The sequence below is a fragment of the Arthrobacter sp. 131MFCol6.1 genome (assembly GCF_000374925.1).
Taxonomy (GTDB): Bacteria; Actinomycetota; Actinomycetes; order Actinomycetales; family Micrococcaceae; genus Arthrobacter.
Genome location: NZ_KB895553.1, coordinates 17,498 through 32,996, shown reverse-complemented (window position 1 = coordinate 32,996; position 15,499 = coordinate 17,498). Strand labels below are relative to the sequence as shown.

Annotated in this window: 15 protein-coding genes; 1 reads left to right on the top strand and 14 read right to left on the bottom strand. The window is 66.8% G+C overall.

Going from position 1 to position 15,499, the window contains the following annotated elements; genetic code table 11:
* Positions 1 to 120: 120 nt before the first annotated feature.
* The 4 genes from atpB to C566_RS0117755 all read right to left on the bottom strand — a co-directional run bounded on the left by atpB (position 121) and on the right by C566_RS0117755 (position 3,107).
* Positions 121 to 921: a F0F1 ATP synthase subunit A gene (gene atpB / locus C566_RS0117765; RefSeq protein ID WP_018775705.1), complete on the bottom strand. Its 801-nt coding sequence runs from the start codon at positions 919 to 921 to the stop codon at positions 121 to 123.
* A 91-nt stretch (positions 922 to 1,012) separates the two neighbouring features.
* Positions 1,013 to 1,375 (bottom strand): hypothetical protein, encoded by a 363-nt coding sequence (locus C566_RS22500; RefSeq protein ID WP_081627372.1) that lies wholly within the window; start codon positions 1,373 to 1,375, stop codon positions 1,013 to 1,015.
* On the bottom strand, positions 1,368 to 1,853 hold the full coding sequence (locus C566_RS0117760) for a hypothetical protein (protein ID WP_018775704.1): 486 nt from the start codon (positions 1,851 to 1,853) through the stop codon (positions 1,368 to 1,370). Before C566_RS0117760 ends, C566_RS22500 begins: the two co-directional genes overlap by 8 nt.
* A 129-nt stretch (positions 1,854 to 1,982) precedes the next feature.
* Positions 1,983 to 3,107 carry an MraY family glycosyltransferase gene (locus C566_RS0117755; protein WP_018775703.1) on the bottom strand — a complete coding sequence of 375 codons (1,125 nt, stop codon included), beginning with the start codon at positions 3,105 to 3,107 and terminating at the stop codon, positions 1,983 to 1,985.
* Between the two features lie 314 nt (positions 3,108 to 3,421).
* Here C566_RS0117755 and C566_RS0117750 point away from each other — a divergent pair, with 314 nt between their 5' ends.
* Positions 3,422 to 4,318, top strand: a complete 897-nt coding sequence (locus C566_RS0117750) for a glycosyltransferase (protein WP_018775702.1) — start codon at positions 3,422 to 3,424, stop codon at positions 4,316 to 4,318.
* Positions 4,319 to 4,339: 21 nt separating this feature from the next.
* On the opposite strand, the gene C566_RS0117745 is transcribed toward C566_RS0117750, so the two are convergent.
* The 10 genes from C566_RS0117745 to lysA form a co-directional block, all read right to left on the bottom strand.
* Positions 4,340 to 5,107: a WecB/TagA/CpsF family glycosyltransferase gene (locus C566_RS0117745; RefSeq protein WP_018775701.1), complete on the bottom strand. Its 768-nt coding sequence runs from the start codon at positions 5,105 to 5,107 to the stop codon at positions 4,340 to 4,342.
* Entirely contained in the window at positions 5,104 to 5,853 is a 750-nt protein-coding gene (locus C566_RS0117740) for an L-threonylcarbamoyladenylate synthase (protein ID WP_018775700.1), read from the bottom strand. The genes C566_RS0117745 and C566_RS0117740 overlap by 4 nt, the downstream gene beginning before the upstream one ends.
* A complete protein-coding gene (gene prmC, locus C566_RS0117735) occupies positions 5,850 to 6,770 on the bottom strand; it encodes a peptide chain release factor N(5)-glutamine methyltransferase (RefSeq protein ID WP_018775699.1) in 921 nt (306 codons plus the stop codon). Before prmC ends, C566_RS0117740 begins: the two co-directional genes overlap by 4 nt.
* Before the next feature lie 16 nt (positions 6,771 to 6,786).
* Entirely contained in the window at positions 6,787 to 7,860 is a 1,074-nt protein-coding gene (gene prfA / locus C566_RS0117730) for a peptide chain release factor 1 (RefSeq protein ID WP_018775698.1), read from the bottom strand.
* A 258-nt stretch (positions 7,861 to 8,118) separates the two neighbouring features.
* The gene (gene rho / locus C566_RS0117725; RefSeq protein WP_018775697.1) at positions 8,119 to 10,242 is read right to left on the bottom strand and encodes a transcription termination factor Rho; all 2,124 of its coding nucleotides are present in this window, start codon (positions 10,240 to 10,242) and stop codon (positions 8,119 to 8,121) included.
* 69 nt (positions 10,243 to 10,311) lie between these two features.
* Complete coding sequence (locus tag C566_RS22795; protein ID WP_155846932.1) at positions 10,312 to 10,473, bottom strand: hypothetical protein; 162 nt, start codon at positions 10,471 to 10,473, stop codon at positions 10,312 to 10,314.
* Between the two features lie 88 nt (positions 10,474 to 10,561).
* Positions 10,562 to 11,548, bottom strand: coding sequence for a homoserine kinase (gene thrB / locus C566_RS0117715; RefSeq protein ID WP_018775695.1), 987 nt, complete (start codon positions 11,546 to 11,548; stop codon positions 10,562 to 10,564).
* A gap of 2 nt (positions 11,549 to 11,550) precedes the next feature.
* A complete protein-coding gene (gene thrC, locus C566_RS0117710; protein WP_018775694.1) occupies positions 11,551 to 12,657 on the bottom strand; it encodes a threonine synthase in 1,107 nt (368 codons plus the stop codon).
* Positions 12,658 to 13,974, bottom strand: a complete 1,317-nt coding sequence (locus C566_RS0117705; RefSeq protein WP_018775693.1) for a homoserine dehydrogenase — start codon at positions 13,972 to 13,974, stop codon at positions 12,658 to 12,660. It abuts the gene before it with no gap.
* Entirely contained in the window at positions 13,975 to 15,495 is a 1,521-nt protein-coding gene (gene lysA, locus C566_RS0117700; protein WP_018775692.1) for a diaminopimelate decarboxylase, read from the bottom strand.
* Between the last annotated feature and the right edge of the window lie 4 nt (positions 15,496 to 15,499).

Sequence of the window (15,499 nt, the reverse complement as noted above, 5' to 3'; positions counted from 1 at the left end):
TTCCTTTCAAGATGCCACCCATGTGGCAGGTTGTTTGGGTTGCTTCATCCCCGTGAGGGGAAGACTATGTTGTGCCGGCTGGGGTTGTGCCTTCTGGCGTTTGCGCCTGAAGTCATTCGCCTAGTGGCTGTCGGCGTGCAGCGCGCCTTCGATGTAGATGGCGGTCAGCAGCGTGAAGACGTAGGCCTGCAGCACCATGATCAGCGCTTCGAGCATGTACATGGCGATCGCACCGCCAAGGACGAGTACGGACGCGCCCTTGAGGAGGACGTTTTCCTGCATCACGAGGTATTCGATGCCAGCACCGGAGATCATGATGATCAGGTGGCCGGCCAGCATGGTGGCGAACAGACGGAGGCTGTGCGTGACCGGGCGGACCAGGAAGTTGGAGATGATCTCGATCGGGACGACGATCGGGAGAATGTAGAACGGCACACCGGACGGGACCGTGGCCAGCTTGAAGTACTTCAGGCCGCTCTTCCGGACGCCGACGGCGATCCAGGTGACGTACACGATCGCTGCGAGCACGTAGGCCCCGCCAACGTGCGAGAAGGTCGGAAGCTGGATCAGCGGGATTGCCCCGTAGATGTTGTTCACGAGGATGAAGAAGAAGAGCGTGAACAGCAGCGGGACATACTTCATGAAGTCCCGGCCGCCGATAATGTCCTTGGCGATGCTGTTGCGGACGAAGCTATAGGCGGCCTCGCCTGCGAACTGCAGCTTGCCGGGAACGAGCTGCTGCTTCCGCGCAGCGATCACAAAGAATGTACCGATAATGACGACCGACAGGATGACCAGCAGCATCTGCTTGGAAAATCCGTCGGCAGCACCCCAGGGGATGATAGCCGGCAGGTGAAGTTCTTCAATTCCAGGAGGCGTGAAGGTTCCTGAATCTTGGGCCGGGAGCGCAAGCGCGATCAACGCGTTTCCTCTCTGCAGTGTCCATCATTGGGCGTTGGGCGGGGACCGGCGACATTGGTGCCCGCCTCTCCCCCTGTGAAATTATTTGGCATTACTGTTCCTCGTCCTGGGACGGGCCACGTGCAGCAGTGCCGTCATCAGCTGAAGTTCTGTTACTGGTGAGGCCGTGCATATGAGAAAGATAGAACCCTCCCGCAGCTCCAAGCAGAGCGCCTGCGAGCACAATCCAGCGGGTTCCCCACAGATTATCCAGACCCCACCCTATCAAACTCCAGACGATGATTCCGCCAACAATGTAGCTGAAGACGGCGATTCCGGCGTTGTATCCGCCGTCGCTTCCGTCGGTCGATACACCGGGGGCACCGGCCGTAGTTTTGGGTGATTTGGCTGGCTGGTTTTTTGGTCCGCTACGTGGTCCGGTTACCGGCTTGCGGCCGGTTTTGCGGCTAAACATCGGTGCCGCCTTTTCGGGTTTCGGGATCGTTGTAAATCTGGAGCCTGGCCTTGCTGAAACCGTAAATTTCGGCTGCCTGCCAGAACACGACGGTGACGACGGCGCCGATCAGGAACCAGCGGCCGTGCAGCCAGGCCGGAGCGCCGATGAAGAAGAGGACCACGGCGAAGCCGACCACTTTGACGAAGTACGTCGCGACGAACAGTCCGATCGCTCCGGAGGGGTTGCTGCGGCCGACGAAGTGGCCCACCGCGAGGCTGATGGCAAAGAAGGCCATCACCAGCGCGCCCCCGAAGAGCGCGGACCAGAACCCCACGGCGCCGTTGAAGACGAAGGCGGCGATGCCGGTCAGCAGCAGGGCTGCGGCGGAGGCGGCGGAACTCATTGCCAGCAGCCTGAGCCACAGGGATTTTGTGGGGCCGGAGACGCCAACGGGTCCGTTGCCGGAAGCGGGTTCCGGTTCGGCGTTGGAGGTCATGAGATCCCAATCGTCGCTGGCGTATTGCTGGTCAAGGCAGGCGGCGAAGTACCGCCCCTGAATTCTACATTAGATAGAAATTATTCGGAAAAGCGCGCCGGAGCAGGTTCCTCCGGAATGCCGGGCAGGCTATTCGGGGGTGCGGGCCATCTGTCGCGGACCCCGCTGGCGGAGGTAGGGCCAGGCTGTCACCACGGCCATGATTGCCGCGGCGGCCAGATCGACGGCGAGGACTATGTGCCAGGGGAAGATCGCAAAGGCGAGGCCGCCGAAGGCCAGGATGCACGTCCACAGATACATCAGCACGACGGCGCCGCGGTGCGAGTATCCGATGTCCAGGAGTTTGTGGTGCAGGTGACCGCGGTCCGCCGACCACGGCGACCGGCCCAGCGCTGTCCGCCGCACCACCGCCAGGCACAGATCCAGCAGCGGCAGGAACAGTACCGCGAACGGCAACAGGATAGGGATGATCGTGGGGATGCCGTTGGCCCGGTCGTAGAGGCCGGAGCTGATCTGACCGGTCGAGACGACGCCGGCCGAGGCCATCAGCAGGCCAATCAGCATGGCCCCGGAATCGCCCATGAAGATTTTGGAGGGAAACCAGTTGTGCGGCAGGAAACCGACGCAGCTGCCGACCACAACGGCGGTCAGCAGGGTGGCGAGGTCCGAGCGGTCCAGCAGGACGGCCGTCCGGTGGACCCAGTAGGCCGTGAGGAAGAACGCCGCCCCGCCGATGATCGCTACGCCCGCGGCGAGGCCGTCCAGTCCATCGATGAAGTTGAACGCATTCATGGTGGTCACGATCAGACCGGCCGTCAGCACGATGCTCACGGCCTCGTTCTGAATCACGATCGGCTCGGGGATGAACGGGATGATCGTCATCCGGACTCCCCAGGTGGCTACGACCAGTGCCGCGGCGCTTTGGCCGATCAGCTTGACCCACCACCGTAGATCGAGCAGGTCGTCCGCCACGCCGACCACGACGATCACGGCGGCCCCGGCCAGGATTCCCCATGGCGCCGTGTTGTTCCGGAAGATGTCCTTGACGAAGAACGAGTTGCTGGCCGTGACCAGGGCAACCAGGACGCCGGCGAAGATGCCCAGGCCGCCGAGCCGGGAGATCGGGGTGGAATGCATGTCGCGGCTGCGGATCGGGGAATACAGCTCCAGCTTGTTGCCCGCGAGCCGGGCACCCCATGTGGCCGTGTAGGTCACGATCGCTGCCGTCAGCATCATGAGCAGGTACATGATCACTGGACGGCCACCAGCCCAACACAGGCAGTACCGTCAGTACCGTCAGCGCAGGCACCACACGCCGGCACGTCCCGCAGCACCGGACACGCCGGTGAGCTGCGGAAATGGGGTGGATTCAATTGCCGTGGAACTGTCTTTCGAAAAATGAAACTTCTCCGTCGCCGTGCGCAGGGCAGGCAGTGCGTAGTGCCTGACAGGGCTGTATTACAGTGGACTCTAGTCAAGATACTAATGCCAACGGCCACCTGTCTTCGCGTCACACGGCCCTCTGCCGGCGGGAAAACCACTGACGGTCGTGCTGAAAGGACCCCGCGATGACCCCCTCGGTTGCAGTCGCTGCCGTGACGTTTGACCGTCCCAGGGAGCTGGCGGTCCTGATGGACGCCATCAACAACCAGACCGCTCCAGTGCAGTCCATTTGCCTTGTCGACAGTGGCACCGTGCCCTCGAAGGAGGTTGCCGGCAAGCACGCCAACGTGGACTATGTCCGGTCCGAGGCAAACCTTGGCGGCGCCGGCGGATTCTCGTTGGCCATCCTCAAGGCCGTGGCCAGCGGGGCTGACTGGATCTGGATGATGGACGACGACGCCGAACCGGCAGATCCCGGCTGCCTTGCCACGTTGCTCCGTGAGGCGCAGGACCGTGACCTGGACGCCGTCGTGCCCCTCGTGGTGGCCCCCGGCCACCCGGACCAGCTGTCCTTTTTCTTCCGACTGGGCGGCAAGGTCACGCATGAGCGCGCGGAAGTGGAAAAGGTCGGCTTCCTGCCCGACGACGGGCACTTCTTCAACGGCGCCCTGATCCGTTCCGATGTCTTCTTCAAAGTCGGCCTGCCGGACATGCGCCTTTTCATCCGGGGCGACGAAGTGGATTTCACGCTCAGGCTCAGGAAGGCCGGGATCCGCTTCGGCACGGTGACCACCGCCGCCATCACGCACCCGCATGCCTTCTCTGAGACCAAGCACGTCTTCGGTGCGCGGTGGCACGTGATAGTTCCGGATTCCGCGTTCAAGCGCTACTTCTACTACCGGAACCGCGGGTACATGATCCGCCGCCACTTCCGGGTCAAGTCCTTCATCGCGGATGTGGGCGGCTACCTCGGCTACTTCCTGCGCAGCGGCGACTTCCGCGGGCTCGCTGACTGGTTCCGTGCCTTTTCCGCCGGGCTCCGCGGCAAGGGCTTCGGCCCGCTGGAGGACCAGAAGTTCTAACCGCCGCCGGCCGCCGGCAGCCTAGGGCAGCCGGCGCAGGCGCCGGCGAAGCAGCAGGCCCAGCAGCACCCAGGGCTCACCGAACACCCGGTAGGCCACCCGCTGCGGGTGGAGCAGGAGCCGCCAGGCCCACTCGAGCCCGAGCCGGCCAATCCAGCGCGGCGCCAGTTTCTGCACACCGGCAATCTGCTCGATGGCGCCGCCGACGGCGCAGTACACGGCCGGCGGAAGTGCGGCAAGCCGGCGGGCCAGGACCTGTTCCTGCAGCGGCATCCCGAGGCCCAGCAGCACAAGCTGCGGGCGCAGCCGGTTCAGCCATTCGACCGCGGCTTCCTCAACGTCCTTGTTCCAGCCTTCGCCGGGCATACCGTCGACCCGCGCGCCGGGGACGATCTCCCGCAGCCTGGCCACGGCGCCGGCGTTGGCCACGGCGCCTGCGCCGATGACCGCTATGCGCTCCAAGCCCGCGACATTGCCAAGTGCGGGAATCCAGTCCGTCGACCCCAGCCGGTAGTCCATCACCGGTTCCCGGCCGTCGTCCTCTTCGCCGGTCTTCGCCCAGAGCCAGAGCACCGGTGCGCCGTCGATCAGGACCACGTCGCTGCGCTCGTAGAAAGAGCGGAAGGCGGGATCGGAGTGCAGCAGCGTCACGCTGTGCAGGTTGTGCCCCACCACGATCCGGGTCCGGCCCTCGGCCATGAAGGTGCTGAGGACCGCGGTCAGCTCGGACACAGTCACGGGGGTCGCTTCAACCTCGAGGAAGGGGACGCGCTGGCGCTCCAGCGTCATGCGGAACCGGGCTCCGGCGCAGCGTCGCCCGGCGCAGCGTCGGGCTCCACAGCAGGCTCCACGGCTTCCGCAGCATCGGGGGCGTTGCCGTCGACGTCCAGGACGCCGGGCACCACGCCGCGCAGGCGTTCAAGGCTGATGGCTCCCTGCCGGACGACGCGCAAGGGCAGCGACGTCGCGTCGACGATGGTCGAGGCGAGGGCCTCGGCGCCGTCGGCGGGCCGGGGCCCGCCCTCAAGGTAAACCTCCACGGATTCCGCCAGCTGGGCCTCGGCGTCCGCCGCGGTCTGCGCCGCTGCGTGCCCGGTGCGGTTCGCGGAGGACACCGCGAGGGGCCCGGTGAGCGTCAACAGGTCCTGGGCGATCTCGTCGGCCGGGATCCGCAGGGCGACCGTGCCCTTGGTCTCGCCGAGATCCCAGTCCAAAGAAGGCTGGGCATGCAGGATCAGGGTCAGGCCGCCGGGCCAGAATGCCTCGGCCAGCCGCCGCGCCTCGGCCGGAACGTCCGTGGCCAGGCCATCGAGGGCGTTCAGCCTGGGGATCAGCACGGGCGGCGGCATCTTCCGGCTCCGGCCCTTGGACGCGAGCAGCAGGGTCACGGCGAGCGGTGAAAAGGCGTCGGCGGCGATGCCGTAGACCGTGTCCGTGGGAAAGACCACGCACTTGTTCTCCCGGATGGCCCGCTGCGCGTGCTCAAGTCCCGCAGCGCGCTCCTCGGCTGCCGTGCAATCGTAGCTAGTCGTCACTGGCCCATTCTTTCATCACTTGTCACACGATTTTTCGCAGGTTCCGGCTCCAACGGTGCCAGGACGGCGCTGGTGGCCCGGTCCTTGCCGTTGAGGTCCCGGTGCGTTGTTACGTCGGCGAACACCCCGGCGCGGTTGAGCATCGCGGCGATCCATTCCGACTGGACCTCGGCGTGCTCCATCACGAAGTAACCGCCGGGGACCAGCAGGCGGGCAGCCGAGGCTGCCGCCGCCGTCGGAAGTTCCATCCCGTCCGCTCCCCCGCCGTAAAGCGCCTCGGGCGGGTCGTGCAGCGCCACTTCGGGTTCGTTCGGGATCGCTTCGGCGGGAATGTAGGGCGGGTTGGAGACGACGACGTCGAACGTGCCGTTGTGTTCGCCCAGCGCGTCGCGCAGGTCGCCTCGGATGAGGTGGACACCCAGTGGAGCCAAGTTTTTCGCGGCCCAGGCATGTGCGAATTCGCTGTACTCGACCGCGTGGACTTCCGCGCCGGGAACCTCGTGGGCGATCGACCCTGCGATCGCACCGGATCCGGTGCCCAGGTCCACGACCTTTGGGTGCGCCAGGCCGTCCCTGCCCTTGAGCCAGTCCAGCACCAGCTGCACCACGGATTCGGTCTCCGGCCGCGGGATGAACACGCCGGGACCGACGGCGAGTTCGAGGTAGCGGAAGTGCGCGACGCCCGTGATGTGCTGCAGCGGGATCCGCTGCGCCCGTTCGGCGACGAGGTCCGCGTAGCCCTCCGGCGCCGGCGAGTCGCCGAGCATCAGCGCGCGCAGCCGGCCGGGCCCGACGCCGAGCAGGTGTCCGGCCAGGAGCTCGGCGTCCACGCGCGGGCTGGGCACGCCGGCCGCCTTGAGGACCGCCGTCGCCTCGCTGACCGCCGCCGCGAGGCTCGGACCATCACCTGCAGTCATCACCAGTGGCCCGCGCCTATTCGCCGATGGCGTCGAGCCGGGACTGCTCGTCCAGTTCGATGGCCGACTGGATCACCGGTTCGAGGTCGCCGTTCATGACCTGGTCCAGGTTGTAGGCCTTGTAGCCGGTGCGGTGGTCCGCGATCCGGTTTTCCGGGTAGTTGTAGGTGCGGATGCGCTCGGAGCGGTCCATGGTGCGGATCTGCGACTTGCGCTGCGCCGAGTTTTCGGCGTCGATCAGCTCCTGCTGGTGCGCCAGGATGCGGGCCCGCAGCACGCGCATGCCGGCCTCACGGTTCTGCAGCTGCGACTTCTCGTTCTGCATGGCGACGACGATTCCGGTGGGAAGGTGGGTGATGCGCACGGCGGAGTCGGTGGTGTTGACCGACTGCCCGCCGGGACCCGAAGAGCGGTAGACGTCGATCTTGAGATCGTTCTGGTTGATCTCGAGTTCCTCGGGCTCGTCCACTTCAGGCAGCACCAGCACGCCGGCGGCCGAGGTGTGGATGCGGCCCTGGGATTCGGTGACGGGGACACGCTGGACCCGGTGCACGCCGCCTTCGAACTTGAGCCGGGCGTACACGCCTTCAGCCGGATCGGCCGAGCTGCCCTTGACGGCCATCTGGACGTCCTTGTACCCGCCGAGGTCCGATTCGGTGGCGGAGATGATCTCGGTCTTCCAGCCGCGGGATTCCGCGTAACGGCTGTACATCCGCAGCAGGTCCGCGGCGAAAAGGGCAGCCTCGTCGCCGCCCTCGCCGCCCTTGACCTCGAGGATCACGTTGCGGGAGTCGTCCGGGTCGCGCGGGATCAGCAGCCGGCGCAGCTTGGCCGCCGCCGTCTCCAGCGCGGCCTCCAGCTCGGGCACCTCGGCCGCGAACTCGGGGTCCTCGTCCGCCATTTCCTTGGCAGCGGCCAGGTCATCGCGGATGCTTTCCCAGCGGTGGTAGGCCTCCACAATGCCGTTCAGCTGGGCAGAGCGCCGCCCCAGCTTCCGGGCCAGCCGCTGGTCAGCGTAGAAAGCAGGATCCCCCAGCTGGGCCTGGATCGAGTCGTGCTCATCCAACAGGCCCTGTACGGACTCAAACATTTTCAAACCTCTTTCGACTCTCTCAAGTCTAGTTACTGCAACGCGGGGTCACTTACCGCCCATTCCAACGGCCCTGATGGGCCGTAGGTGACCCCGCGTTGCTCCGGCCAGGTGGTGGTGAGTTAAACCAGAAGCCGCTCAAAATATGCCGGCCAGGGAGTGGCTTCGGGCCTGCCGTAGCCGGGTGGCTCTCGATCGCAGATCGTGAGCCACCCGGCGGAGGGGCGGGGCCGGCATATTTTGAGCGGCGAAAGCCAGCTACTTGTCGTTATCGGACTTCGCACCAAGCGTCGTCTTCTGCACCTGCATGAGGAACTCGACGTTGCTCTGGGTCTCCCGGATCTTGTTGGTCAGCAGCTCAAGGCTCTGCTGCGTTTCGAGTCCGGACAGGACGCGGCGCAGCTTCCACATGATCTTGACTTCCTCGGGGGAAAGCAGGTTTTCCTCACGGCGGGTACCGGACGCGTTGACGTCCACGGCCGGGAAGATGCGCTTGTCCGCGAGCTGGCGGGACAGGCGCAGTTCCATGTTGCCGGTGCCCTTGAACTCTTCGAAGATGACCTCGTCCATCTTGGAACCGGTCTCGACGAGCGCGGTGGCCAGGATGGTCAGCGAGCCGCCGTTTTCGATGTTGCGGGCTGCACCGAAGAAGCGCTTCGGCGGGTACAGCGCTGCGGAGTCCACACCACCGGACAGGATTCGGCCGGAGGCCGGTGCTGCCAGGTTGTAGGCACGGCCCAGGCGGGTCATGGAGTCCAGGAGCACCACAACGTCCATGCCCATTTCCACGAGGCGCTTGGCGCGCTCGATGGAAAGCTCGGCCACGGTGGTGTGGTCGTCGGCGGGACGGTCGAAGGTGGAGGCAATGACCTCGCCCTTGACGGTGCGCTGCATGTCCGTGACTTCTTCGGGACGTTCGTCAACGAGCACCATCATGAGGTGGACCTCAGGATTGTTGGTGGTGATGGCGTTGGCGATGGACTGCAGGATGAGCGTCTTGCCGGCCTTCGGCGGCGAAACGATCAGACCGCGCTGGCCCTTGCCGATCGGGGCCACGAGGTCGATGACGCGCGGGCCGATCTTCTTCGGGTCCGTCTCGAGGCGCAGGCGCTCGGAGGGGTACAGCGGGACGAGCTTCGCGAACTCGACGCGGTCCTTGAGCTCTTCCGGCGTCTTGCCGTTCACCGAGGTGACGCGGACCAGGGCGTTGAACTTCTGGCGGGCGGACTGCTGGCTGCGGTCCTCGCCTTCACGCGGTGCACGGATGGCGCCGACGCAGGCATCGCCCTTGCGCAGGTTGTACTTCTTGACCTGGGCGAGCGAGACGTAGACGTCGTTCGGGCCCGGCAGGTAACCGGAGGTGCGGATGAACGCGTAGTTCTCGAGCACATCGAGGATACCGGCGACCGGCAGCAGGACATCGTCCTCGGTGACCTCGACGTCGTCGACGTCGGGTCCCTGCTGGCGCCCGCGGCGGCGGTCGTTGCGGTCGCGGAAGCGGTCGTTGCGCGAGGAGTTGTCGCGGTTGTCCTGCTGGCCCTGGCGGTCACCGCGGTCGTTGCGGTCACGACGGTTGCGGCGGTTCCGGCGGCTTCCGCCGTCAGAATCATCGCTGTCGCGGGTGTTGTCGCGGGTGCCGGCGGACTCGTCGCGGCCGCCACGGGTGCGGGTGTCGCGCCGCTGGCCGTCTTCGCTGCCCGGCTCGCGCTGTTCACGCTGTTCGCGCTGTTCAGTGCGCTGTTCACGCTGTTCGCGCTGTTCGGTGCGCTGCTCGGCGGCGGGCTGTTCGGCCTGGGCCTCGACGGCGGTCTGGCCGGTCTCGGTGGCCTGGGCTGCGGCTTCGCCGCGGCGGCGGTTGCGGGTGCGCGGCTGCCTCGTGCGGTCGCTGCCTTCGGTCCCGGAAACCGCAGAACCGGATTCGGCAGTGGCTCCGGAGTCGGTGGAAACCGCGGGGGCTTCAGCCGGGGCGGCGGCGGGTGCCTCAACGACGGGCGCCGTGACGACGCCGTCGCTGCCTGCACGGCGGCTGCGGCCACGGCGTGCGCGGGGGCTTTCCTGGGCCGGGGCCTCATCGGCGGCGGGCGCAGTTGCGGGCGCAGCTGCCGGGGCGGCTGCGTGGGAAACAGTGCCGTTGTCGCTCGCCTTTTCGGCAGCGCGGGCCGGAGCCTTGCTTACCGGAGTGCCTGCACGGTGGGCGGAAATGGCCGTGACCAGATCACCCTTGCGCATGCGGGAACCGCCGGAAATGCCCAGTTGGCTGGCGAGGGCCTGGAGCTGGGCGAGCTTAAGGCCTGCAAGGCCGCTGCTCTTGGCGGGTGCTGCCGTTGATTCGGCAGCAGAAGATGTATCCACAGCCGGAGACAGCTCAGTGGTTTCGGTCACGAAGGATCCTTCCCCCTCGACGGCGTCCAGGCTAGGAGCTGGACGCGGTGATTTGATCTGGGCTGCAGTTCAGATCTGCAGCCGGGATTTCGGCCTTGCCGGATGGATTTCGGCCAGCAGGGCCGGATATTGCTTCACCATGCACGATCCGAGAATGAGGAACGGCGGGCTGAGTTTCAGGGGGCAGATCAATTCTGCTGATTCCTGCGTCAGACCGAAAGCAGGTGGCACCGGAAAATATTGCGCAGTGAAAGATGAGAGAGGCTACGTGGCCAACATCGCGGTCTTACAACGGTTACTAAATTTACCGCCTGCGTATTTACCGCCGGTGCACTTCCACTTTAGCACCTTCGACGTCCACGGCCAGCTTCATCACACGCCAGCCCACTTCCGGCGTGTTGCCCGCGGTGTGGGCGCTGATGAAGTCCACAACCTCACCGGCTTCCGCTTCGCCGTTGGCCAGGACCAGCACGGTGGGCCCGGCGCCGGATACGACGGCGGCGTGCCCTGCCCGGCGCAGCGCCCCGATCAGTTCCGCGCTGGGCCGCATGGCCTGGGCGCGGTAGCTCTGGTGCAGGTAGTCCTCGGTGCCGGGCAGCAGGAATTCCGGGGCGGCGGTCAGGGCATGGATCAGCAGGGCCGCGCGCCCGGAGTTCATGGCCGCGGCATGGTGGCCCACGGAGGCGGGCAAAAGGGCCCGGGCGGCCTCAGTGGAGAGCTCGTAGTCCGGCACGGCGACCACCGGGATCACCGAGGCGGCCACGGACGCGCACGTGCTGCTGTACTGGTCACTGTCCTGCCATGACAGCGCCAGTCCGCCGAAAATGGCGGGTGCAACGTTGTCCGGGTGGCCTTCCATTTCGCTGGTGAGCTGCAGGATCCAGTCGCGGCCACGCCGGGAAGCCTCCGGGACCAGGGCATTCGCGGCGCTGACGGCCGCCACCACGGCCGAGGCCGAGGAGCCCAGGCCCCGCCCGTGCGGGTTGACGTTGTCCGCCGTGATCCGCAGGCCTTCGTGCCGGAACCCGAGGCGGTGCAGGGCCTCGGTGAGGGCCTTGACCACGAGGTGCGTCGCATCCCGGGGCAGGGACTCGGCACCCTCGCCACTGAGCTCGAATTCAAGTTCACCGCTGGCCAGGGTTTCCACGGTCAGCGTGTCGTGCAGCGAGAGGGCCAGGCCGAGGCTGTCGTACCCGGGGCCCAGGTTGGCGCTCGTTGCCGGGACCCGCACGGTGACCAGCTGGCCCGCCGGCACGGCCGGGGAGCCGGCAGCTGATTCGGCGGGGACGGTGAGGGTTGTTTCCAACGTTATTTTTCTTCCAGTCCCAGTGCTGCGGCGACGGTGACGACGTCGTTGGAGACCTTGACCGGCTGCACGTCGCTGCCGTCCTCGGTGCGCAGGGCCCACTGCGGGTCCTTGAGGCCGTGACCGGTCACTGTGATCACGATCGTCTTGCCTGCCGGCACTTGCCCGGCCGCGTGCTTCTTGATCAGCCCGGCGACGCCGGCGGCGGAGCCGGGCTCCACGAAGACGCCTTCCCGGGCGGAGAGCCACCGGTGCGCGGACAGGATTTCCTCGTCCGTGACGGCCTCGATCACGCCGCCGGATTCGTCCCGGGCCGCCACGGCGGTGTCCCAGGAGGCCGGGTTGCCGATCCGGATGGCGGTGGCAATGGTGTCGGGCTCGGTGATCGGGTGGCCTGCCACGAAGGGTGCCGCCCCCGCGGCCTGGAAACCCCACATGACGGGTGTCTTGGTGGACACGGCGGGCAGCGGCCCGGCGGTGGGCGACTCATACGCCGCGGCGTATTCCTTGTAGCCCTTCCAGTACGCGCTGATGTTGCCGGCGTTGCCTACCGGGAGCACGTGGAAGTCGGGGGCGTCGCCCAGCGAATCCACCACTTCGAAGGCACCGGTCTTCTGGCCTTCGATCCGGGCCGGGTTGACGGAGTTGACCAGGAACACCGGGTAGGACTCGCCGAGCTTGCGGGCGATGTCGAGGCAGTCGTCGAAGTTGCCGTCCACCTGCAGCAGCGTGGCTCCGTGCGCGACTGCCTGGCTGAGCTTTCCCATGGAGATCTTGCCCTCCGGGACCAGCACCGCGCACTGCAGCCCGGCCGCCGTGGCGTAGGCCGCGGCGGAGGCAGAGGTGTTGCCGGTGGAGGCGCAGACCACGGCCTTGGCGCCGGCGGCCACCGCTGCCGTCATGGCCATGGTCATGCCGCGGTCCTTGAAGGAACCGGTGGGGTTCATGCCTTCGACCTTGAGGTAGACGGTGCTGCCGGTCAGCTCGGAGAGGTGGCGGGCGTGCACGAGCGGGGTGCCGCCCTCGCCCAGGCTGATGACCTTGGTTGCTTCCGTGACAGGAAGACGGTCAGCGTATTCGCGGATGACACCGCGCCATTGGTGAGCCACTTAGACTCCTTCTACCCGGAGTACGGATGTGACGGAATTGATGACGTCCAGGCGCCTGACGGCCTCGACGGTTGCTGCAAGTGCGGCTTCGCGTGCACGGTGTGTCACGATCCGCAGCTCGGCCGACTCCACGTTGGAGTCGGCGTCGCGGTGGATGGTCTGCCGCATAATTTCGATGGACACGCCGTGCTCCGCGAAGAGCTGCGCGATCCGGGCCAGGACGCCGGGCTGGTCCGCGACGTCGAGTCCGATGTAGTAGCTGGTGACGGCCGCGTCGATGGGCAGCGATGGCACGTGCCCGGTGGTGGTTTCGGTCCGGCCGGGTCCGCCCAGGACAATGCGGCGGGCCGCGGAGACGAGGTCGCCCAGCACGGCGGACGCCGTCGGGGTGCCGCCGGCGCCCTGGCCGTAGAACATGAGCTCGCCGGCGTTCTCGGCTTCGATGAAGACGGCGTTGAACGCACCGCGGACGGCGGCGAGGGGGTGCTCGCGGGGCAGCAGCGTGGGGTGGACGCGGACCGAGACGCCGGTCTTGCCGTCCTCGTCCACCAGTTTCTCCGCAATGGCCAGCAGCTTGATGACAAAGCCGGCCTCCTTGGCGGCGGCGATGTCCGCCGCGGTGACCGACGTGATGCCCTCGCACGAGACGTCTTCGAGGGCAAACCGCGTGTGGAAGGACAGCGAGGCGAGGATCGCGGCCTTGGCGGCGGCGTCGTAGCCTTCGATGTCGGCCGTGGGGTCGGCTTCCGCGTAGCCCAGGCGCTGCGCCTCGGCCAGCGCATCGGCGAACTGGGCGCCGGTGGAGTCCATCTGGTCGAGGATGAAGTTGGTGGTGCCGTTGACAATCCCGAGCACCCGGGTGATCCGGTCGCCGGACAGGCTGTCACGGATAGGCCGCAGGATGGGGATGGCGCCGGCCACGGCTGCCTCGTAGGACAGTTGCACCCCGGCCTTGTCCGCTTCCTCGTAGAGTGTGGGGCCGTCCTGGGCCAGGAGCGCCTTGTTGCCGCTGACAACACAGGCACCGTGCCGCATGGCGGTCAGGATCAGGGTCCGGGCCGGCTCGATGCCGCCCATGAGTTCAATGACGAGGTCGGCGTCCTTGACGAGGACTTCGGCGTCAGTGGTGAACAGCTCCTTCGGCAGCTCGACGTCGCGCTCGGCATCGAGGTTGCGCACCGCGATGCCCTGCAGTTCCAGGCGGGCGCCCGTGCGCGCGGCGAGGGCGTCGGCGTCGTCAATGAGAATCCGCGCTACCTGGGCCCCAACGTTGCCACAGCCCAGCAGGGCCACTTTCAGGGTTCGCAATTCAGACATTCAAACTCCCATGTCGCGGTTGAGCAAATCTTCTTCGGTTTCCCCGCGGACAATGAGCCGGGCAGATCCGTCGCTGACAGCGATAACGCCCGGCCGGGCCAGATAGTTGTAGTTGCTTGACAGGGCCCAGCAGTAGGCGCCGGTCCCCGGTACAGCAAGCAGATCACCGGCTGCCACGTCCTCGGGCAGATATACATCTCTAACAACTATGTCGCCGCTCTCGCAATGTTTGCCCACCACTCGGGACAGCTGCGGCGCCGCGTCGGAGCTCCGCGAGGCGAGAATCGCCGAATAATCCGCGTCGTACAGCACCGGCCGGGGGTTGTCGCTCATCCCGCCGTCCACCGACACATAGCGGCGGGGGTGCGTAACGTCCCCGGCTCCGTCGTTGCCGGCCACGGCACCAGCGGTAGCCCCGGCGCCCGGCGCATCCACCCGGACGGTCTTGAGCGTGCCGACCTCATACAGCGTGAAGGTGGTGCTTCCGACGATCGCGCGGCCCGGTTCGATCGAAATCCGGGGGGCGGTTATGCCGAGGGCAGCGCATTTGGAACGGACGACGGCGGCCATCGCCTGCGCGATCTCGGCGGCCGGGCGCGGGGTATCCACGGGGGTGTAGGCAATGCCGTAGCCGCCGCCGAGGTCAAGTTCGGGCAGCACGATGGAGTACTTCGACTGCATCGCCGCCAGGAAGTCCAGCAGCCTCTCAGCGGCGAGGGCGAAGCCGTCGGGTTCGAAAATCTGCGAGCCGATGTGGCAGTGCAGGCCCAGCAGTTCGATGCTGGCGTGCCCGGTGGCCGCGGCCACGGCTTCCTCTGCGGCGGACAGTCCGGCCTGGTCTGTGGAGTCCCCGGCCATGGACAGGCCGAACTTCTGGTCCTCGTGGGCGGTGGCGATGAACTCGTGGGTGTGGGCGTGCACTCCGGGGGTCAGCCGCAGCATCACCCGGGCGGTGTCGCCCCGGTTGGCGGCGATTGCCGCGACGCGTTCGAGCTCGTCGAGGCTGTCCACCACGATCCGGCCCAGCTGCATGTCCAGGGCCCGGTGGATTTCGCCGTCGGACTTGTTGTTCCCGTGCAGTGCGACGTCGGCGCCGGGGATGCCGGCGCGGAACGCCACGGCGAGTTCGCCGCCGGACGCCGTGTCCAGGCGCAGCCCCTCTTCCTCGACCCACCGGACCACGGAGGTGCACAGGAAGGACTTGCCGGCGTAGTAGACGTCCACTCCCCCGCAAATATCCGCGAAGGCGTCGTTGAAGGCGTCGCTGAACGCCCGGGCCCGGGCACGGAAGTCGGTCTCGCTCAGCACGAACAGCGGCGTGCCGTACTGGCGCTGCAGCTCGCTGACCGTCAGCCCCTCGATGGTGAGCTCGCCGTCGTCGTTGCGCGCCACGCCGCCGGCCCACAGCGGCTCGTGGAGGGCATTGAGGTCGGCGGGGACCTCAAGCCAGTCCGGTGCGAGCGGTGAGCCTGCGTTACCGGTGTTGCGTGCCTCGGCCGGCTGTCCTGAATTTGCGGTCATGGCG